The following is an 18,949-nucleotide window of genomic DNA, read 5'->3' on the forward strand; positions in this document are numbered from 1 at the left end:
AGGAAAACCTCTATTATACGCCACCAATTAGCTTCGGCCACAGCAAGAACAGCGAGAATGTTCAATAGAGAGTTATCCTTTTTGCCTTTATTTAGGAGTTTCGAAGCAGCTGTCTATTATGTTTGCATGGTACAGTTCGTTACAAACGGTGATGAGGCTTTTTTTTAAGATCCATTTCTCACAGGTTAAACATGTTTTTGAATGTCTGAAAAGTTTCTCTCTGCTTATCTCCTGAACTCTCCGGAGCTGTATCTTTAACAAATCTATCCATTAAGGCAATGTAACGATTGAGAAGCATCGTTTGCTGCAGGGCCATATGAATGTGAATATTACGGACATTTTCAGCTTTCATCCTTAATGCTGAATTGAAATTTTTATTAGCCATCGTTTCCGTAGAGGTTTTGAGTTCAGTTAATATATTTTCTTGACTCATGCCTAAGGAGTTCTGGTGACAGTTTAACTGAACGGGCTCCCACTTATGTAAGTCGTTGAGGCCGATAAATTCATTTTGAGATGGATTCATAAGAGCAATCATGACTTTTACATGATTCTGCATGATCATGTATTGCTCTGTCGCGACTTGCTTGATCTCCGAGTCTTGAATGCTGCAGATATAAGTCTCTAATTTATCCAGTTCAGCTTTATGAACGGGCAAGTGTTCAGCCATTAAACTTAAGTCTATCATTTTTAGAATCATAACAGGCATCCCTCCATACCTTTATATTTATTTCTTTGATATTAGAATAATGACTAAAGAAAAGAAACTGAGTATTAAGTGAAAATTAATAACTACGTTTGAATGTAAAAAGTTCGAAGGGAACAGCGAAAAATAATTGGTTAATGGAAATATATTCAGCTTATTTTAATTAGCTACCCGGCTAATAGTGGGAAAAGAGTAACTGAACATAGATCCATAAAGAAAGGGAAGAAGTAGGTGAGGAACCGTTTGAATCTGGGGATGAAGTCACAATATTGCATCTCCTATGTAAATGAACGCTTAATTGATTATCATATAGGGGTCATCGAGACTGCAACCGACGATTTTATGCAAGGATACATACACTTGTGAAAACCAGGGAAATCCTGCAGTAGATCATATTGCTTAATCGACTGTTAGTTCACTTGTTCCAATAGCAGAGGTAAAAATGTACTATAGGAAGGAGAAAAAGGCCATGCAGCCCCCTGCCCGTAGTGAGCTACATAGCCTCTTTGATACCTTTTCTTACTAGCCACCAGTTAGGTGGGAAACTAACCAAGAAACCGATAATCATGGCGATTTGCATCATAAACCAGTACGTAGGTTCATGGGGTTTAGGGGGAGTGGTAAATAATAGATAGTGAACAATTGCCATCCAGCCGAACATCCCAATTTGGAATGTGATTACGGATAAGGTATCTGCCTTAATCGATGCTTTAAAGGATTGCATCACTCCTTGATCCTTATCCATTGGATAAATCGCAAAAAACTGGAAAGCAATACCGAATAGATAGGCTAAAAGAAATTCCACCAGATAGTGGGCAAACAAAGTAGAACCTGCAATAGCTATTCCGGTCATCGCAACAATAGGGACACCTACTATATCTCCGAATGTACATCCACCGGCACAGTGGCTGGAGGAAACAAAAACTTTAGCAGAATTTTTTCGATCATCTTCTTCGTTAGCATCTTTAGCTTTCAAACGACCCCACTTGAAATATGCCCACACAGCAAAGGGGCCAAAGAACCAACCATTGATTGGCCAGACAACATTCATAATTTTCATCATTTGGGGATGTCTGCTGACATCAATTACAATAATTAAAGTGCATATTATCCCAATAGCTAAAGCTATCCACGATATAATAGTTAACATATGGTCACTCCTTTCTGTTTTTTTATAGGTTTACCCATTAATTCATTAAGTGAAAACCTAAAGTAATATTCTTCTAACAGGTAATGGGAATGGAAATGAGACTCGTTGCTTCTTCCATTAGTGACCGATATGAAACAAGCGCAGTCGCCTTAGGCCAATCAGGTAGTAAAAGCTGTAAACCCTTATTATCAAAGCATTTTTTCTTTATGGAAGTAAAGGTCATTCATGGATGATTATGGTATAATAGAGAATAGATACTCCATTCGATTTATCATCGTGTGGTAAAGGATAGGGTGGTTGGAGTTCTCCCCAAAAGGGGGTGATTCCATGACAACCTTCGAAGCTTTGACGCTTATGATTTCTTTTTCTTCAATGGTCATAACGTTAATCGCTGTCGTTGTCGCTATTTTTGACGCAAAAAAATAGCCCCCCTGTCTCCTAAAACATGGGTAAGGGCTATTTTTTCTTTGCAGATTAGATAACGCCAATCCCCTATCAGAAGAATGGGTATCTATCTGACCACAGTTCGCGCTGTGGTCATTTCTTTATTATATGATTTGTTACTTATATCATACCACATTTTCACGAGAATAAACACATGGTCCGGACCCATATAAACGAATCGATTGCAATCGGTCTGGCTGCTGAATTCGTGTCGATTCAGCTGGCAGTCATTGTGGGGGCGTTGATCATACTTTGAAAAAGTTTGATCAACAAGTAGATGAACGTGAGGATGCGAAAGCATAGGTGCATGAAGGGTAACAGAAGGCAGATTGAGATAGTACCTGGCTGCCTTTGTAATTATCAGAGAAATGTCGCTATTTTTTTCGTTAAGTCGTTATTACCTGGAGTTAGGGCGCTATCTTCTACAGATAGGACACTATCTGTAGGAGATAAGCCGTTATCTATTGAAGTTAGGGCGTTATTAACCGTGGCAGTACAATTCCCGGTTCGTGCACCAATGATAATCAGTTTATGACTTCAATTTCGAACGCTTTAGAAAGAGCTCCAAGAAATTCATCGTTTTCGTTGTACCATTTAAAAACCATAAAATATTGCTCCGTACCTTCTCCATGAATTTCTATTTTATTTCCGTTTAACGTGTGATCTTGCGTCGTAGTTCCTTCATCAAAATTCCTTGAATAATAGACTTCGGTGGGTTCTTGTCCATTAATTTCAACCTTAATTTCGTCTCCATGTTTAACTTCTGGTGGCTCAAGCCCCTCTGTAAATTCGCTGTGATTAATTCTTTCTACAAAAGCATTTTCTTCAGAGCAGTCATCAACAAAACATCCTTTAATATTATTGGAATCGATTTCCTCATCCTCATAAGAAAAAGTTACGGTTGGCTGTTCATCTAATTTCTGTTTTTCTTCTGTAGGTTCGCTTTGACAGGCAGATAGAAGAATAATAAGTAAGAAAAATATCAGGTTCTTTGTCATCATGAACACTCCTAAAAAATATGTATCCATAAATAATTTCATATTTTTGGAATACGATCAAATGTTATTTGTCGAGCATCAAATTAACGATCAATATAAAATTGGTATTATTTGTATGATATAATTGAATGAATATGGTTGAGGGGAGAGGAGCGTGTGGGTACTTTCGCAGCTTTTTTATATGTCGTATTAGCTGTTGTCTTAGACTTCTTCTTGTTTGACGTTGATCGAAAACGTTGGGGATGGATGTAGAATTGGACTCGTCTTCAACAAGGATTATTCCTTTCTGGATTTGTCGTTGTATCCTGCTCAATCTATGTAGGTTCGAGTATATAAAAATCCTTATATTTAGAAGGGTGATCTTCACTAAAGGATTGGCTCTTTTTCAGTGACTCCTCATATTCCATTCTTGTGTTTCTTTCTTAACCTAACCTCTTCTCCCTAAGTTCTATCTTTTTTGCTTCTATAGTTACTACCTTTCTAAAAGAAATCGCAGACAAAACGACCATTATAAAATAAGCTAGACGCGGATCATCGTTCTGAGCGACAATTTTCACATTCATCACATCCTCTATTATTTATTAAGACTATAAAATTAACTTAATTTCAGATTACAGTTTAAAAAGTAGAATTTCAAAAAAGCTTCTATCCTTACCACAGGATTTTTAATGATAAGAATACGCCTCTTCTTAATAAAATGAAACCATTCAAGTGTTCTTGCGTAATGTAGGTGAATGCATTATTTCAGTTGAAGAGGTGAAAGATGAAATGACATCTAAGAACCTTAAAGTAACAAGTCATATGATCAAAAGGATACATAATGAGTGTGATTGTCTTTTATAAGCTGGACATATTAATTTCTTTAAGGTTGAGGGGAGGGGTGTTACAAGATGCTGATTCTATACATAGCTTCTTTTGCTTTTTCCATAATAGCTCGGAAGGTGATCGTTTGAGAAAAGTCGAAGTGGAACCTTATCAAGAAAAATGGCCGAGGATGTTTTTAGAAGAAGCGGAAAAGCTTCGAGAAATTTTTACAGGAGAAATCATTGAAATCCACCACATCGGAAGCACCTCTGTGCCAGGATTACAGGCTAAACCCATTATTGATATTATGCCAGTCGTTAAGGACATCTCGAACGTAGATTCCTTCAATGAAGAGATGAAGCAGATGGGATATACGCCAAAAGGGGAAAATGGCATTCCGATGCGGAGGTATTTTGAAAAAGGCGGCGATCAACGTTCGCATCATGTTCATTTTTACGAAGAAGGAAGTCGTGAGATCAAGCGACATCTGGCCTTTCGTGATTACTTGCGAACGCATTCCCATGAGAAGCAGCAGTATGGTGAATTAAAACAGAGGCTGGCCAAGCAGTTCCCTCACGACATAGAGGCTTACATTCAGGGGAAAGAACAGCTGGTGGTAGAAATCGAGAGAAAAGCGTTAATCTGGTTTGACCAGGAGTAAATAGAAGTAAATTTAGCAGTTTAACAACTTATAAGGGGTGGGCACTTGCTAGGATATTACCGCAGTTTATCGTCGGAAGTATATGATATGGACAAAACCGTCGGGCATTCATTCGGGGATGTAGAATTTTACATCGATCGATTACAAACGGTGAAGGGAAAAATTCTTGAACCTGGGGCGGGGACGGGCCGTGTGCTTATTCCATTGTTAGAAAAGGGAATGGACGTTGATGGCTTTGACACTTCGTCTGATATGTTAGAAATATGCCGTAAGAACTGTGAAAAGAGACATCTAGCGCCGACGCTTTTTGAAGCGGATATGGAATCTTTTTCAGTGGATACGGAATATGAAGCTATTATTATCCCGACAGGAACCTTCTTGCTCATTCACGAAAGGAAAGCCTCCATCCAAGCATTACAGAACTTCTATAAACATCTGCGTCACGGGGGAAAACTCATTCTCGATCTATTTCTGCCAACGGAAATATCGCTTGGAAAAGTGTCTACAAGGTCCTGGGAGTGTAAGAATGGGGACATGATCACTTTAGAAGATAAAAAAGTAGAGGTAGATTACGTTCAGCAGTATACGATTTCCCATGGGCGTTACGAAAGATGGAGGAAGGGGAAACTTATAGAAAGTGAGCTGGAGCGCTTTCCGCTGCGCTGGTACGGCATTGAGGAATTTAAGTTGATTCTTAAAGATGTTGGATTTACAGACATTGTGATATCTTCAGATTATCGTTTTGGTCAATATCCGAATTCCCCGGACCAGCTGGTGACGTTTGAAGCGGCAGCAGACAAAAAATAATCGAGCTTTATTATAGGAAAAACACCTCCGAATTTGGAGGTGTCAGCTTGTCGAGAAACCCCTGTTTTTCTGCAAGATTTTTTTACCGCCAGGAGCGAAAGCCCCTTCCCTTTCCGCGGACGAGCGCCCGAGCTTCCTCGCGAAACCCGCGCTCGGCGATCTCGGCTCACTCGTTCTTCCGCAGGAGTGGAAGGGGCCCCGCTCCTTAGAATTTCTTTTTATACAGAAAAAGACTCTCCTTCATCTGGCTTATCTTGGAAAGTTTATGGACAATCTTTTTTCATTTTCTGGCAGGCTCTGTCATCAGCACTTGTGCGAAACCATTAGCGACAATAAATCAGCCTATCCCATTCTTTAATGTATTGAACGTTTAAGTAAAAATGCCAAAAATTAAGACTGTCGAGAACTTTCTCGACAGCCTGACACCTCCATATTATTAGTTACCTGCTGACCTGACCTCACATCGTGCTTGTATCAATGACAAATCGATACTTCACATCAGAAGCTAATACTCTCTCGTAGGCTTCGTCAATTTCGTCAGCTGAAATCACTTCGATTTTAGGCACTGCATTATGCTCGGCACAGAAATCTAACATTTCCTGAGTCTCGCGGATGCCGCCAATCAATGAACCTGCGAATGAGCGGCGCTGAGGAATAAGAGAGAACGCATGGACTGACAATGGCTCTGGCGGCGCCCCCACATTCACTAACGTCCCATCCAGCGTTAACAGGGAAAGGTAAGCATTCATATCGATCTGCGCACTTACCGTGTTAATGATCAGGTCAAAGGAACCGGCGAGCTTAGTAAATGTCTCAGGGTCCGTCGTGGCATAATAGCCTTCAGCCCCAAATTGCAAGCCATCTTCCTCTTTGTTCAATGTCCGTGAAAGAACGCTCACTTCTGCCCCCATGGCGTGGGCAATCTGGACCGCCATATGGCCGAGTCCGCCCATACCGACAATCGCCACTTTCTTACCTGGACCGGCATTCCAGTGATTTAACGGAGAAAAAGTCGTAATACCTGCGCAGAGTAATGGGGCAGCAACATCAAGCCCAATGTTGTCAGGGATTCTAAGTACAAAATCTTCCGTTACCACGATATGAGTAGAATATCCCCCTTGAGTAGGCTCGCCGTATTTGTCTACACCAGCATAAGTAGGAACATTTCCTTTGAGGCAGTATTGTTCTTCCCCTTTACGACAGTTCTCACATTCGCCGCACGAGTCGACCATACATCCGACACCTACCCGGTCGCCGACTTTATACTTCGTTACTTCAGCGCCTACGTCAGTGACAATTCCCGCAATCTCGTGGCCGGGTACGAGAGGGAAGTCTACCTCACCCCAGTCTCCGTGAGCCGTATGGATATCAGAATGGCAAATTCCCGCATATTTAATTTCAATCAGCACATCATGTACATCAAGGTCGCGCCGTTCAATTTCGGCCGTTCGAAAGGGTTGGTCTGAACCGTCAACAGCTCTTGCTTTAGCAGTTATCATTCAAAAACCTCCATCAAAAATTATAGTTTTGCAGAGAAAAATAATAGGTGAGAATTTCTACCTTCCTTTTTCCCTTACAAAACCATGTTAATCCTTAGAGTTAACTCTAGGTCAAGTTATAAAGTTTTAATTCTTTAAGGGCTTTGACTTTCTTCGGGTACCGTGCTAAGCTCCCTGCATAATTTTAGAGCTAACTCGAGGTCTAAATGATAAGAAGGAGAGAAAAAAATTTGAAGACATATTCGATCAGCGACGTTGCTAAAGAATTGAATCTTACAGTGTATACTTTGCGTTACTACGACAAGGAGGGGCTTCTGCCTTTTGTTGAACGGACAGAAAGCGGAAGACGATTGTTTAAAGAAACCGACATCGAAGCTTTAAAAGTGATTGAATGTTTGAAATCTACTGGAATGCCGATTAAGGAGATTAAAAGTTTTATTGACTGGTGCGGGGATGGAGATGCCACGCTGCAGCAAAGATATAACATGTTTATGGAACGTAAAGCGACGGTGAAAGCCCAGCTTGAAGAACTAAACAAGACGATGGAACTCATCAAGCATAAATGCTGGTACTATGAGACGGCATTGGAAGCGGGCACGGAAGATATTCATAAAGGCGATAAAATAGAGGTTTAGTATATTAATTGATTGAAAACCATTTATCATTCATACGTCATATGTATGATAAATGGTTTTTTATTATTGGCACTTACAAGTGGAATAGAGAAAAGTCCGTAGAAAATCAATAAACTTAATAGAGTAATGATCACTTAAAGGAACAGAAGACTAGGCCCTATTCTAGTGTTTGTGAAAGAGGGGATATAAAAAAACGCCATAGAGTTGGTAGAAGCTTTACTTAGTAAAATAAACTCTATGGAAAATGAAACCATTTATGTTTGCTTCCGTACTTTAAGTGAACGTTTTTTCTCAATAGAAGCCAAGACTTTAATGCAGTTACCAAACAAGAGGATGTTATTCACCCTTGTCGCTTTATCCGAAGTTGAGGGGGGATTAAATATGCGTTTATTGTTCTCTACAGATCGTTTTCATGTAGGGAGATCAAGTGTCGAATTGGATACTTTAAGGGTTAAACGAAAAAGCAAACAATATAAATTAAAGGAGATCCATAAGATGTAATAAAAGGAGAAGCTGTACAGGATGGCAATTAGAGAAGGGGAGAGTATATGAAACGAGGGATAAAAGTTCTCTTATTTGTGTTGGGAGCTATAGTTTTACTCATTGGCGGCATAATAGTTGTGTTTATAGTGTCGATGACTCCGGATGCAGAGCAAGAAGAAAAAGTAACAAAGCAGGCCGAGGAGTACATGAGCAAGCATTTTGATCATGAGTTTAAAATCTACGATACATTGTATGACAATATGGGGAATTTCGAGTTTGAGTATGCAGCAAAGGTAAGAGACATAGAAGGCGAGATTGACTTTCTTGTCTATGAAAGTGGAACGACTTCATCGATGACGGATACATATGCTTCAGAGAAATGGACGAAACAGTTAGAAGAGGAACTGGAACGTGATGTGCGTGAGACCTTTAAGGATTCCCACCGTTTTTTTGTGTACCTGGATCCGCGAGAAGGGCCAAAGCTGAGTTTAGAGCATCCAGGCAGATATGATGAGGCTGAAATTGAACCAGCCATCCATATTGAGGTGGCTCGTGAAAGAAATGATGAAGATGAAGAGCTGGTGAATGGGTTTGTCGATGTAATGAAGGAGAGAGATCTCATAACAGACGGGAAGGTCTTCCTGGACTATATTGATAATGGGGGAGAAATCCTGGATGACTCCTTAATTGTAGAATTGTAGTTAATTAAACAAGAATGGTCCGGTAGTTTTGGTGATGGAGATGGAGATGACGGTAAAAGGAAGTATGTTAAAGCCAATCTTTAGTCAGAGCCTGCAATAATATACTATATCGAAAATGAAGTCAGATGTAAGATGACTGAAGAACACGTAGAAAGGAGTTTCTTCATGAATATTACATCTTTCTTAATGTACTGTTTTGTGATTACTTTCACCCCCGGCCCAACGAACATTGTTATCTTATCGACGACCCACAATTTAGGGACAAAAAAGGCCATGAACTTTACATATGGAGCCACGATGGCGTTTGGACTGCTGCTTGCGGTTTCAGCGATACTGAACGCGGCCCTGATGACCATCATCCCTAAACTTCTCATGGTTATGCAGATTCTTGGAAGCGGCTATATGCTTTATCTGGCTTATCAAATTTACAGGATGGATGCCTCTAAGCCCTCCGTCCAGCAAACGGGGACCTTTATGTCCGGTTTCCTGATGCAGTTCCTCAATCCGAAGGTGATCCTTTTTACGATGACGGTCCTTCCCAGCTTTATTTTGCCGCACTATATCTCAACATCTGCGGTGACCGTAAGTGTTATAATTATTACCATCATTGGTTTTATGGCATTTACGACCTGGGTGCTTTTCGGTACGATTTTTAAAAGAATGTTAGGGAAGTACAATAAAGCCGTTAATGTACTTATGGCGCTGTTTTTAGCTTATTCCGCCATCATGCTGTGGATGTAGGGCAGAGAGGTGAATGAATTGGAGAATTTCATTTATAAAAAGTCGGCAGAAATTACCGCATTGTCCGCGAGTATTCATGAATTCTCGTATAAAAAGCACGCGCATGAAGAGTATGCCATCGGGGTTACTCTCCGCGGCATCCAGCATTACCATCTCGAAGGCAGCCTGCAGCTATCCTATCCGCAGGGCGTGATGCTTTTTAACCCTGAACAGGCGCATGACGGGATGGCCCATGATGAGACCGGCCTTGATTACGTGATGTTATATATAAAGCCGGAGATGCTGTTAGAGGCTCTTGAGACAAAGGACATGGTGCGTTTTCCAGCACCGGTTGTGTATGATCATCGGCTGGAACAGAGAATTGTCAATCTGGCACAGGCGATATTAGGGGAAAAAGAGGAAGCTTTGTGCAGTGAATTGTTTTTATCTCTCACAGACGGTCTTACGCAGACCAATTTCACGACAGACCAGGCGAATGAAAGCTCAAGAATAAGAAAAGCCAAAGAGATTATTCATGCCAGCCTGGAAAAAGGGCTGAAGCTGGAGGAAATCTCTCAAGAGCTCGGCTTGTCGAAATACCAGTTTATTAGATTATTCAAGACTCACACAGGAATCTCCCCGTACCAGTACTATCTTAACGGAAAAATTGAACGGGCCAAGCAGATGATCGAGAAAAGCGGAGATATCTATTCAGCCGTAGCTGACTGCGGGTTTGTCGATTTAACTCATTTAAATAAACATTTTAAAAGTGTATATGGCACCACAGCCTTTGAATATAAATCGTATGTTCATGGAGGGCCCATTGAACTTATATAGAAAGGGGAGCTGAGGATGGCATTACAAGCAGGAGATACCATTACATTTGAACGAACGTTTACTGAAAAAGATGTAGAACGATTTACTAAGGTTTCCGGGGATGAAGGCACTCACCATATGACCCCGGATGAAGAGGGGAGGCTTGTCGTCCAGGGGCTGTTAACGGCAACGCTGCCGACAAAAGTCGGCGGCGACCATAATGTACTCGCGCGTACGATGAACTTTGAGTTTTTGCGTCCCGTGTTTACAAGTGACACGATTACTTGCGAAGTGACAATTGAAAAATATGAAAAACAGCCAGACGAAAGAACAGCGATCGCGGCCTCTTTTTCCTGTCACAACCAGAAGGGAAAAGAAGTGCTGCAGGGGAATTTTGCAGGCGTGATTCTCTAGGATGTTCACCTGAACTTTATATAGGAGGGACTACATAATGAATGGACAAGTACCGTTTCAACAGGTAGACGTGTTTACAGCAAAACCATTTCAGGGGAACCCCGTAGCCGTGGTGCTCGATGGAAATGATCTATCATCAGAAGAAATGCAGGCCATTGCCAACTGGACGAACTTATCTGAAACGACCTTCGTGTGTGAACCGAGTGATCCCAAGGCCGATTATAAACTGCGGATTTTCACTCCAAACAATGAACTGCCGTTTGCGGGTCATCCGACGTTGGGTACGGCTTATGCTGTACAAAAACACGGACTGAGCCCAAAGACAGAGGGACGTTTCGTGCAGGAAAGCGGAATTGGATTAGTCACGATTATTCCAGATGGCGATCAAATGTTTTTTACGCTGCCTGAATCGAAACAAACATCGATAGACTCGCAGAAGCTAAATGAACTTACAGATGCCCTAGGTGTAGATCCGGCCAACGTAAAAGCCGCTCTCACCATTGATCTTGGAGTCGTTTGGATGACGCTGCAGCTTTCTGATGCTGAAGTGGTGCGGAATCTCCGCCCCAACATGGAGAAGCTCACGGCCTTGACGCCAGAAGGGGTAACTGGGGTGACCGTATTTGGAAGCACAGCGGAACAATCAGACGCAGCATTTGAGGTCCGTTCGTTTGCCCCTGGGGAAGGAGTTCCAGAAGACCCGGTATGCGGAAGCGGGAATGGCTGCGTCGCAACGATGGTACAACAGCTAGAGCTTACAGAGGGAGCGGACTACGTGGCGAGTCAGGGTTTTTGTTTAGGACGAAATGGGCGAGTAGAAATACGGTTTCAAGACGACGGAAGCATCCTGCTTGGAGGACATGCCGTAACGTGTGTGGAAGGGCAGTTGAATGTATGAATAAATAAAAGAGGCTGAGTTTTGTCCCAGCCTCTTCTAAGTTAACACTACAATCTACTCAAACTTTTCACGGTTATTTAAATAGTCACGAATCAGCCACCTGACAGCAAAGCTTCCTAGAATGGTGTAACCAATTAACTTAGGGAAAGTGAGCGGTATATCGGTATTCAAAAGGAGTATACCCCCTGCAAATAAGGCGATCAGCATCATCCAATACGTAATATAACCAGCAAAGTGTGCATTAGCCCTGGTGCGCTGATCATGCTTTAGATTTGTTTTGCTCCACTTGTTATTCTTATGTATTTCTATTCCTGAGGAGACGACGAGTAACGTTGCAAGAATAGCTGCGACTAAGGTAGTTGTAGAGTGGGAAATAAAAAAGTAGCTTACAAACAAAAAGATCGGGATTAATGTTCTTAATAAAAAATTTGTTCTATAGGTTGTGTTCATCTTTCTTCTTCCTTTCTTCGATCCAAAATAATTTCTCTAATGGACACTCAAGAACATCAGACAGTTTGAGAGCAGTTCCTATTGCAGGTTCATACCTTTGTTTCTCAATAGCTATGATCGTTTGTCTCGTTACAGCAATTTCTTCAGCCAGCTGCCCTTGAGTTAATTTCTTCTCCTTGCGAAACTCCTTGACTGCATTTTTAACTCCTTGTTTCATTCAAATAACTACCTTTCAAAATGTAATGTGCACCTTACATATTTACATTATATTGGAAATTAAATGTAATGTAAACATTACATTGGAATTTATTGTTTATTTTCGGTTGTGGCTGGAGTTGATGAGGTGAAAATGGTTTTGTTAATAGGGTTTTTTCAAAGATAGCTAGCGGAATATTTTTCAGAAGTGGGTAGAATGTGGTCATCTGTAGAAGGTTTATGTGAATGAAGTATAGGGACTTGAAGAATATCTCATACAAAAAAGCTTAGAGCTCTTAAAAACTCTAAGCTTTGCCTATTTAAAGCATCTGCTGATCCACCAACTCCCGATACCGCCCATTGTTTTCATACAGCTCTGCATGCCGTCCGCGCCCGGTAATCATCCCGTCCTCAAGCATCAGCAGCTGATCGGCATCAACAACCGTTGACAACCGATGCGCAATTACGAGTGTCGTCCGTCCTTCCATCAGCGTCCGCAGCGCTTCCTGCACGGCAGCCTCAGACTCAGAATCCAAATTCGACGTCGCTTCATCCAGCAACAGCACGGCAGGGTCGCGCAGTAACGCCCGGGCAATCGCGATTCGCTGACGCTGGCCGCCGGATAGCTTCACGCCGCGCTCGCCGACCCGCGTTTCCAGCCCGTCTTCAAGCTCACTCACAAATTCATGAGCATTCGCCTGCTGCAGCGCAGCTTCGACCTGCAAGTCAGAAACGTTATCCTTTAATCCGTAGCACACGTTATCTCGAATCGTCCCTGACATCACCGGGCTGTCCTGGGAGACGTAGCCGATCGACCGTCGCCACTGTTCTAATTCAATCGCATCCAGCGGCATATCACCCATCCGAATCTCACCTACAGAAGGGGAGTAGAACCGCTCGATCAACGAGAAGACTGTTGTTTTCCCTGCACCGCTCGGGCCGACAAGCGCGACCGTTTCTCCCGGCATGACGGCAAAACTCACGCCTTTTAAAATGATGCGCTCCGAGCCGGTGTAGCCAAACGACACGTCGCGGAACACGAGCTTATCATTCTCCGACAGCTGATCACCGGCTTCCTTCTCGACATCAATTTCATGTAAAAATTGAATCCGTTCTGTCGCGCCCATCGCTTTTTGGAACGTGGTAAAGAACGTCGCCATTTGACTAAACGGCACGATGATTTGAAACACATAAATGATCACAGCCACAAGCGATCCCGCGCTGAGTGCCCCTGAAGCGACCCGAACACCGCCGTATCCAATTAACACGACCAGAACCGCCATAATAATCGTAGTCACGAATGGGGAGATGATCGCCTGAATGCGTGCTTCTTTCAATCCATATGTAAACAGCTGTCCAATTCCGCGTGCGCCTTTGTCACTCTCGGCAGCTTCGGCGTTCGACGCCTTGACGAGTCGAATCTCGCTCAGCACCCGGCCGAGGTTCGCGCTAAAGTCAGCCATCTCATCCTGCAGCTTTCTCGACACACGATACATGATCCGCCCTAAGGGCATTAAAACGAACAATGCGACAGGAACCGACATTAACATAATCACTGTCATCCGCCAGTCAATCGTCAGCAGAATGATCACGGCTCCGATAATCGTAATTACCCCCGTAACAAACGATACCAGATGATTCGTAATCAAATTTTTCACTGTCGTCGTGTCCTGCGTAATCCGGCTCATCGTCTCGCCTGATTCATGTTCGTCAAAATAACCAACCGGCAGCTTCAGAATATGATTCCACAGCCCGCGGCGGATGTAAGCGACGATGTGCTCACCGATGTAGGCGAGAATGTAGTAGGAAAAGCCGCCCGACACCGTTTGAACAAGGAACGTGACGACAAGAAACACGATCAACCCAGTACTCAAACCGCCGTCTGCCAGCTGATCGACTAAATCACGCGTGAACAGCGGCACAACAAGGCTGGCTGCTGTTTCAAGCAGGCTTAACACGAGCGCTACAGCGACCAGCCATTTCGCCGGCAGTCCAGCGCGGATATAAGTAAAAAAGTCCTTCACCGAACGCTTCTGATCACGCATCCTCTGCCTCCTCGACGTCCACTTTAATTAAATCCCACGCCGTGACGATGCCAAGGGGCGACGAATCACACCTTCCATCCTCTGTGACAATCACCGCCTTCAGCTTCCGGCCTTCTACGTGACGATCCTCATACACATCCTCGACGTCAAACACCGTGGACCGCTCAGGGATAAACTCCGCATTACGCACGCCTTCCGCTTGAAGCACATCCCTGACACGCACGCCTTCGACCGTCACAGCACCATTCTCCGCGTGCCCGCTCATCCAGCGCACCAAGGCTCCATTCGTCAGCAAGCCGAGGAAGCGTCCGCCCATCCCGTCATAAATCGGAAACTGCGATACGGCGTGGTCACGGAACGCCTGCATCACCTCAAGCAGGTCCGAATCCGCATAGAAGAACATCACCGGCCGCGTCGCGATATCAAGCGCTTTTGGCGGCTGATCAAGCGTTCGTTTAATGTACTCAAGCTCTTCTACGACCTCAAGGTGGGGAGACGCAATATAATAGCCGTCCCGTACCCGCTCATGCACGATCGCATTGCGAAGCTTCGCATACTGACGCAGCGTGTCAAAATGCTCCTTGATCACACTACGCTCCTTCGACCGCTGCAGCAGCTCCACGAAGTTATCATTTTTCGGATAATGGTTCATATCCTTTAATATTTGATGAATCTGATTAAATGCCAGTTCAAACCGTTCCACTAATTCACTCATCGAAACACCACCTTTTCGTTCTATTCTTATTATAACTAAAGTCCTCGCTTTCAACACTATATAGGTTAATAGAGTTACAAATCATGGATGTCAATTAAGTGAAAAGACCCTAAAATTATGTTGAATTTCACAATTTTTATCGTAAAATGTTAATCGAGCATAAATTTGGATCAAAGTATATCGAAAGAGGGAATGTTATATGAGTTTGCCCATAGAGGAGCATCAACCTTTACGTTCACCTTACATAGATGGCAAAAAACTAATATTAAGAAACGAATACTGTGATTTTAATGGAGCCAATAGTTTAAAGAATAAAAAGCACAATAAAAAATACTCTACATCTACAGATACTTAACGTTTATTAACAAGATCACGCACGAGCCGTTCTACTTTGATAAGCAGGTCAATATCGTACTTCATCCCAAAGCGCGTTTGATCCTGCAGGAGCAGTTTCCTGAGTTCTACGAAGATCATAAGCACTATTTCTATGAAGGAGATATTAAAGAGATCCTTCTACGCACAAAGGTGTTGATCTCCGATTATTCCTCGGTCACCTACATGGCGTTTACAGGAGGGACGAATGTCGTGTTTTACTGGAAAGATAAGGAAAGATGCGAAGAAGAGTACGGCGCACCGAACATTCTTCAAGAGAACATTGCCTTTGGAGACGTGACGTATAATTTCAAAGAGCTGGACCTTGCGATTCAACAAAATTATGAGCTCGATCAGCAGCATCATCACGTTCGTCAGTTTAATGAGCTGGTGGAATGCACAGATGGCCATAATACGAAAAATACGTTTCATTCACTATCGAGAATCATGGTTCCATCGAAAAACCCGCAGCTATAACAAGTCTGCGGGTTTTCGATGTCCACAATAAAAATAGGAAACATCTACTACCAATTTTTACGTGCTTTAAATAGAACACCCCGACAAATTATGCTACACTAATAATATACAAACGAAAGAAGGTGATAGGATGATCGGTGATCGCATACAACACATCCGAAAAATCCGCCATTTATCATTATCCGAGCTCGCCGAACGCGCAGGGGTCGCCAAGTCCTATTTGAGCTCAATCGAACGGAATCTTCAATCCAACCCTTCCATTCAGTTTCTTGAAAAAATTTCCAAAGAACTCGATGTCTCCATGAACTACCTCCTCCATGGCGATGCAGCTGAGAAAGACGTCCACTTAGACGATGATTGGCTGGAGCTTGTATTGGAGGCGCAGAATTCCGGACTTTCTAAAGAGCAATTCCGCGAATACTTGGAGTTTAATAAGTGGAGAACAAATCGCAAAAGCAATCTTTAAATCATGATCACTTCCATTCATCGGGAAGTGATTTTTTTATTCCTATATTTCGACAAAAAAACAGTGAAAACGCCCCTAAATTATGACATAAAATTTCATCAAATGGTGCTAGTATAAATGAACCATATAAATATAGATAAGGTATAGAGAAAGGGGATAATCAATGATTAACATTAACACTCACATCATTCCGGGCATCGACGAGGGCATTCAGACGATAGAAGACAGCATTGAGTTGGCGGAAGCTGCTGTAAGAGAAGGAATCAGCACGATAGTTGCCACTCCAGCCTACCAGGAAGGAATCAACCTTTACAGTAAAAGGGAGATCCTTACTCAAGTGGAAGACTTAAATAAGCACTTACAAAAGAGACAGATCAATCTCACCGTTTTACCTGGACAAATCATCAGCATCTACGGAGACTTACTCGATGATATAAAGCACAACCAAATACTGACGATTAATAAAGATACACCATATATACTGCTTGAACTGCCTAAAGATCATGTTCCTCAATATACAAGCAACCTATTCTTCAATCTACAGATGGAAGGATATATACCGATTATTGCCCAGCCAGAACGTAATAAACAGATTCAGCAGAATCCAAACCTCCTATATAAGCTCATAAAACATGGAGCTTATGCTCAGCTGTCAGCAGGAAGTATTTGTGGCAAATATGGAAAGAAAATTAGTAAATTATCTCACCAGTTCATTGAAGCCAATCTTATACACTTGATTGCTTCTGATAGTCGAGGAAATAAAAGGAAGTTTCATATGAGGACAGCAAGCAATATAATAAATAGAAAGTACGGATACGCAGCGGGGGAAATCCTAACAGAAAATGCTCAACAAGTTATTAAGGGTACACCTATAATAAGTGCTCCTCCAGAATACATGAAGAGAAAAAAATTATTACCCCTCTTTAACTAGTAAAAGCAAATATTTATGAATTGCGGTTCATTATAAAAAACAATAATTCTATATATTGAATAACACCCCCTCTTATGCTATGATTTTTGTAATCAAAAAGTCATGGTTATTTTCCAATCCTTGTGTTGGAGGAATAACCAGGATATTGCACATTGACAAAAGAAGAAGGTGAAGAAATGATCGGGGATCGTATTCAGAACATCCGCAGAAGAAGAGGCCTGTCCATGGCCGAACTAGGAGAAAGAGCCGGCTATGCGAAGTCCTATGTAAGCTCGATCGAACGGAACAACCAGACGAATCCCTCGATCCAGTTCATCGAAAGAGTCGCCGGCGTCCTCGATGTCCCGATGAACTACCTGATCAGCGGAGAGATGTCTTCAGAAACTCAGCAGCTGGATGAAGAATGGGTTCAATTAATCCAGGAAGCAATGGAGTCCGGGTTGTCGAAGCAGCAGTTCAGGGAGTATATGGAGTATAGTAAATGGAAAATGCACAACAAGAGTAGGGACTTTTAGTTCAAACGATGCACGCAAGGACGAGGTCAAACTAAGAGGTTCGACCCGTTTTCTATTAAAGCCGTTTAGAAGATAATGTGAAGTGGTAAGGTCAATTAACCCCTAGAATGTAGAAAAAGAGAAAATTCTAGCAGACAGAATAGGTATAGACTTTAAAGAGGGAAGGGATAATCTTATGATCGATATTCACAGCCACATTCTACCCGGTGTCGATGACGGAGCGCAGTCCATGACCGAAAGTATCGAAATGGCAAGAGCTGCGGTTCAGGAAGGAATCGATACCATAGTCGCAACACCACACCATCAGAACGGAGCATTCGACAACTATAAGAACGACATCCTCCTTCAAGTGAGTGAGTTGAACCGTGCCCTTGAAGAAGAAGACATTCCATTGACCGTCTTACCGGGGCAGGAAACAAGAATCAATGGAGGAATGGTTGAAGACTTACAGAAAGATGAGATTCTGCCGATTAACGAAAGCAACTACGTATTTGTGGAATTTCCTCACGACCAAGTACCCTCCTACGCCAGCAATCTGCTGTTTAATCTGCAAGTCGAAGGCTATCAGCCCGTGATCGTCCATCCCGAGCGGAACTTACAAATTCAGGACAACCCGAATTTGCTGTATTCTTTCGTAAAGAACGGAGCGGCTTCTCAAGTAACCGCAGGAAGTTTAACAGGCAAGTTTGGCCGGGCAGCGAAAAAACTTTCCTATCAGCTGATCGAGTCCAATCTAATTCACCTGATTGCTTCTGATGCCCATAACGCAAAGAAGCGAGCTTTCCACATGAAAGAGGCTTATAGTGAGATCAGCAAGAATTACGGACAGTCAGCGATGCACTATTTCTTCGAAAACGCGCAGTACATGATTGAAAATCAAACCCTAGCCAGCGACCCGCCAGAACACGTGAAGAAAAAGAAAGTGCTAGGAATCTTTTAAAGGAAAATCATAGCTAAGCCATCAAAAAGTGGTGGCTTAGCTATTTATTTGCCAAAAATTCAGACGATGAAAACGGATACATCAAAAGACCCGAAATTTTTTCCTCAAAA

The 18,949-nt window shown here is 42.6% G+C and carries 23 protein-coding genes; 14 read left to right on the top strand and 9 right to left on the bottom strand.

The genetic code is table 11. The annotated features are described in order from the left end of the window. Positions 1-178 precede the first annotated feature (178 nt). Positions 179-697 carry a hypothetical protein gene (locus tag C1A12_RS03495; protein WP_101842449.1) on the bottom strand — a complete coding sequence of 173 codons (519 nt, stop codon included), beginning with the start codon at positions 695-697 and terminating at the stop codon, positions 179-181. Positions 698-1,196: 499 nt separating this feature from the next. Further along, positions 1,197-1,853, bottom strand: a complete 657-nt coding sequence (locus C1A12_RS03500) for a DUF4396 domain-containing protein (RefSeq protein WP_101842450.1) — start codon at positions 1,851-1,853, stop codon at positions 1,197-1,199. Between the two features lie 327 nt (positions 1,854-2,180). Between C1A12_RS03500 and C1A12_RS21300 the strand changes: the two genes are divergently transcribed. After that, positions 2,181-2,279, top strand: coding sequence for a putative holin-like toxin (locus tag C1A12_RS21300; protein WP_235001526.1), 99 nt, complete (start codon positions 2,181-2,183; stop codon positions 2,277-2,279). 542 nt (positions 2,280-2,821) lie between these two features. On the opposite strand, the gene C1A12_RS03505 is transcribed toward C1A12_RS21300, so the two are convergent. Beyond that, complete coding sequence (locus tag C1A12_RS03505) at positions 2,822-3,295, bottom strand: hypothetical protein (RefSeq protein ID WP_101842451.1); 474 nt, start codon at positions 3,293-3,295, stop codon at positions 2,822-2,824. 422 nt (positions 3,296-3,717) lie between these two features. Further along, positions 3,718-3,852, bottom strand: a complete 135-nt coding sequence (locus C1A12_RS21490) for a hypothetical protein (RefSeq protein ID WP_255408383.1) — start codon at positions 3,850-3,852, stop codon at positions 3,718-3,720. Between the two features lie 392 nt (positions 3,853-4,244). Between C1A12_RS21490 and C1A12_RS03510 the strand changes: the two genes are divergently transcribed. Beyond that, positions 4,245-4,760: a GrpB family protein gene (locus C1A12_RS03510; protein WP_200816543.1), complete on the top strand. Its 516-nt coding sequence runs from the start codon at positions 4,245-4,247 to the stop codon at positions 4,758-4,760. A gap of 45 nt (positions 4,761-4,805) precedes the next feature. Next, a complete protein-coding gene (locus C1A12_RS03515; protein WP_101842453.1) occupies positions 4,806-5,567 on the top strand; it encodes a bifunctional 2-polyprenyl-6-hydroxyphenol methylase/3-demethylubiquinol 3-O-methyltransferase UbiG in 762 nt (253 codons plus the stop codon). A gap of 458 nt (positions 5,568-6,025) precedes the next feature. Here the strand turns inward: C1A12_RS03515 and C1A12_RS03520 are convergent, their stop codons facing one another. Next, on the bottom strand, positions 6,026-7,066 hold the full coding sequence (locus C1A12_RS03520; protein WP_101842454.1) for an NAD(P)-dependent alcohol dehydrogenase: 1,041 nt from the start codon (positions 7,064-7,066) through the stop codon (positions 6,026-6,028). Positions 7,067-7,296: 230 nt separating this feature from the next. On the opposite strand from C1A12_RS03520, the gene C1A12_RS03525 reads away from it, so the two are divergent. From C1A12_RS03525 to C1A12_RS03555, 6 genes are all read left to right on the top strand, one after another. Beyond that, complete coding sequence (locus C1A12_RS03525; RefSeq protein ID WP_101842455.1) at positions 7,297-7,701, top strand: MerR family transcriptional regulator; 405 nt, start codon at positions 7,297-7,299, stop codon at positions 7,699-7,701. 548 nt (positions 7,702-8,249) lie between these two features. Further along, complete coding sequence (locus tag C1A12_RS03535) at positions 8,250-8,885, top strand: hypothetical protein (protein WP_101842457.1); 636 nt, start codon at positions 8,250-8,252, stop codon at positions 8,883-8,885. 165 nt (positions 8,886-9,050) lie between these two features. Further along, the gene (locus tag C1A12_RS03540) at positions 9,051-9,626 is read left to right on the top strand and encodes a LysE family translocator (protein WP_101842458.1); all 576 of its coding nucleotides are present in this window, start codon (positions 9,051-9,053) and stop codon (positions 9,624-9,626) included. 18 nt (positions 9,627-9,644) lie between these two features. Then, positions 9,645-10,442: an AraC family transcriptional regulator gene (locus tag C1A12_RS03545; protein ID WP_101842459.1), complete on the top strand. Its 798-nt coding sequence runs from the start codon at positions 9,645-9,647 to the stop codon at positions 10,440-10,442. A gap of 15 nt (positions 10,443-10,457) precedes the next feature. After that, positions 10,458-10,835 (top strand): hotdog domain-containing protein, encoded by a 378-nt coding sequence (locus C1A12_RS03550; protein ID WP_101842460.1) that lies wholly within the window; start codon positions 10,458-10,460, stop codon positions 10,833-10,835. A 37-nt stretch (positions 10,836-10,872) separates the two neighbouring features. Beyond that, positions 10,873-11,733 (top strand): PhzF family phenazine biosynthesis protein, encoded by an 861-nt coding sequence (locus C1A12_RS03555; RefSeq protein ID WP_101842461.1) that lies wholly within the window; start codon positions 10,873-10,875, stop codon positions 11,731-11,733. Positions 11,734-11,787: 54 nt separating this feature from the next. On the opposite strand, the gene C1A12_RS03560 is transcribed toward C1A12_RS03555, so the two are convergent. The 4 genes from C1A12_RS03560 to C1A12_RS03575 form a co-directional block, all read right to left on the bottom strand. After that, complete coding sequence (locus C1A12_RS03560; RefSeq protein ID WP_101842462.1) at positions 11,788-12,183, bottom strand: hypothetical protein; 396 nt, start codon at positions 12,181-12,183, stop codon at positions 11,788-11,790. Next, positions 12,167-12,400, bottom strand: a complete 234-nt coding sequence (locus tag C1A12_RS03565) for a helix-turn-helix transcriptional regulator (protein WP_101842463.1) — start codon at positions 12,398-12,400, stop codon at positions 12,167-12,169. Before C1A12_RS03565 ends, C1A12_RS03560 begins: the two co-directional genes overlap by 17 nt. A 298-nt stretch (positions 12,401-12,698) precedes the next feature. After that, positions 12,699-14,423, bottom strand: a complete 1,725-nt coding sequence (locus C1A12_RS03570) for an ABC transporter ATP-binding protein (protein WP_101842464.1) — start codon at positions 14,421-14,423, stop codon at positions 12,699-12,701. Continuing rightward, entirely contained in the window at positions 14,416-15,138 is a 723-nt protein-coding gene (locus C1A12_RS03575) for a CBS domain-containing protein (RefSeq protein WP_101842465.1), read from the bottom strand. Before C1A12_RS03575 ends, C1A12_RS03570 begins: the two co-directional genes overlap by 8 nt. A 408-nt stretch (positions 15,139-15,546) precedes the next feature. On the opposite strand from C1A12_RS03575, the gene C1A12_RS03580 reads away from it, so the two are divergent. The 5 genes from C1A12_RS03580 to C1A12_RS03600 all read left to right on the top strand — a co-directional run bounded on the left by C1A12_RS03580 (position 15,547) and on the right by C1A12_RS03600 (position 18,839). Then, a complete protein-coding gene (locus C1A12_RS03580; RefSeq protein ID WP_235001558.1) occupies positions 15,547-15,987 on the top strand; it encodes a CDP-glycerol glycerophosphotransferase family protein in 441 nt (146 codons plus the stop codon). A 130-nt stretch (positions 15,988-16,117) separates the two neighbouring features. Beyond that, a complete protein-coding gene (locus tag C1A12_RS03585; protein WP_101842467.1) occupies positions 16,118-16,453 on the top strand; it encodes a helix-turn-helix domain-containing protein in 336 nt (111 codons plus the stop codon). 163 nt (positions 16,454-16,616) lie between these two features. Continuing rightward, positions 16,617-17,384, top strand: a complete 768-nt coding sequence (locus tag C1A12_RS03590) for a tyrosine-protein phosphatase (RefSeq protein WP_101842468.1) — start codon at positions 16,617-16,619, stop codon at positions 17,382-17,384. Positions 17,385-17,560: 176 nt separating this feature from the next. Continuing rightward, positions 17,561-17,899, top strand: coding sequence for a DNA-binding anti-repressor SinI (locus C1A12_RS03595; protein WP_101843280.1), 339 nt, complete (start codon positions 17,561-17,563; stop codon positions 17,897-17,899). A 175-nt stretch (positions 17,900-18,074) separates the two neighbouring features. Next, the gene (locus C1A12_RS03600; RefSeq protein ID WP_101842469.1) at positions 18,075-18,839 is read left to right on the top strand and encodes a tyrosine-protein phosphatase; all 765 of its coding nucleotides are present in this window, start codon (positions 18,075-18,077) and stop codon (positions 18,837-18,839) included. Positions 18,840-18,949: the final 110 nt, after the last annotated feature.

Source organism: Halobacillus sp. Marseille-P3879 (assembly GCF_900240285.1).
In the GTDB taxonomy this organism is placed as follows: domain Bacteria; phylum Bacillota; class Bacilli; order Bacillales; family Halobacillaceae; genus Halobacillus_A.

Coding starts and splice junctions, on each gene's coding strand:
- C1A12_RS03495 (WP_101842449.1), bottom strand. CDS start 697: ATGATTCTAAAAATGATAGACTTAAGTTTAATGGCTGAACACTTGCCC.
- C1A12_RS03500 (WP_101842450.1), bottom strand. CDS start 1,853: ATGTTAACTATTATATCGTGGATAGCTTTAGCTATTGGGATAATATGC.
- C1A12_RS21300 (WP_235001526.1), top strand. CDS start 2,181: ATGACAACCTTCGAAGCTTTGACGCTTATGATTTCTTTTTCTTCAATG.
- C1A12_RS03505 (WP_101842451.1), bottom strand. CDS start 3,295: ATGACAAAGAACCTGATATTTTTCTTACTTATTATTCTTCTATCTGCC.
- C1A12_RS03520 (WP_101842454.1), bottom strand. CDS start 7,066: ATGATAACTGCTAAAGCAAGAGCTGTTGACGGTTCAGACCAACCCTTT.
- C1A12_RS03535 (WP_101842457.1), top strand. CDS start 8,250: ATGAAACGAGGGATAAAAGTTCTCTTATTTGTGTTGGGAGCTATAGTT.
- C1A12_RS03540 (WP_101842458.1), top strand. CDS start 9,051: ATGAATATTACATCTTTCTTAATGTACTGTTTTGTGATTACTTTCACC.
- C1A12_RS03550 (WP_101842460.1), top strand. CDS start 10,458: ATGGCATTACAAGCAGGAGATACCATTACATTTGAACGAACGTTTACT.
- C1A12_RS03555 (WP_101842461.1), top strand. CDS start 10,873: ATGAATGGACAAGTACCGTTTCAACAGGTAGACGTGTTTACAGCAAAA.
- C1A12_RS03560 (WP_101842462.1), bottom strand. CDS start 12,183: ATGAACACAACCTATAGAACAAATTTTTTATTAAGAACATTAATCCCG.
- C1A12_RS03565 (WP_101842463.1), bottom strand. CDS start 12,400: ATGAAACAAGGAGTTAAAAATGCAGTCAAGGAGTTTCGCAAGGAGAAG.
- C1A12_RS03570 (WP_101842464.1), bottom strand. CDS start 14,423: ATGCGTGATCAGAAGCGTTCGGTGAAGGACTTTTTTACTTATATCCGC.
- C1A12_RS03575 (WP_101842465.1), bottom strand. CDS start 15,138: ATGAGTGAATTAGTGGAACGGTTTGAACTGGCATTTAATCAGATTCAT.
- C1A12_RS03585 (WP_101842467.1), top strand. CDS start 16,118: ATGATCGGTGATCGCATACAACACATCCGAAAAATCCGCCATTTATCA.
- C1A12_RS03590 (WP_101842468.1), top strand. CDS start 16,617: ATGATTAACATTAACACTCACATCATTCCGGGCATCGACGAGGGCATT.
- C1A12_RS03595 (WP_101843280.1), top strand. CDS start 17,561: ATGATCGGGGATCGTATTCAGAACATCCGCAGAAGAAGAGGCCTGTCC.
- C1A12_RS03600 (WP_101842469.1), top strand. CDS start 18,075: ATGATCGATATTCACAGCCACATTCTACCCGGTGTCGATGACGGAGCG.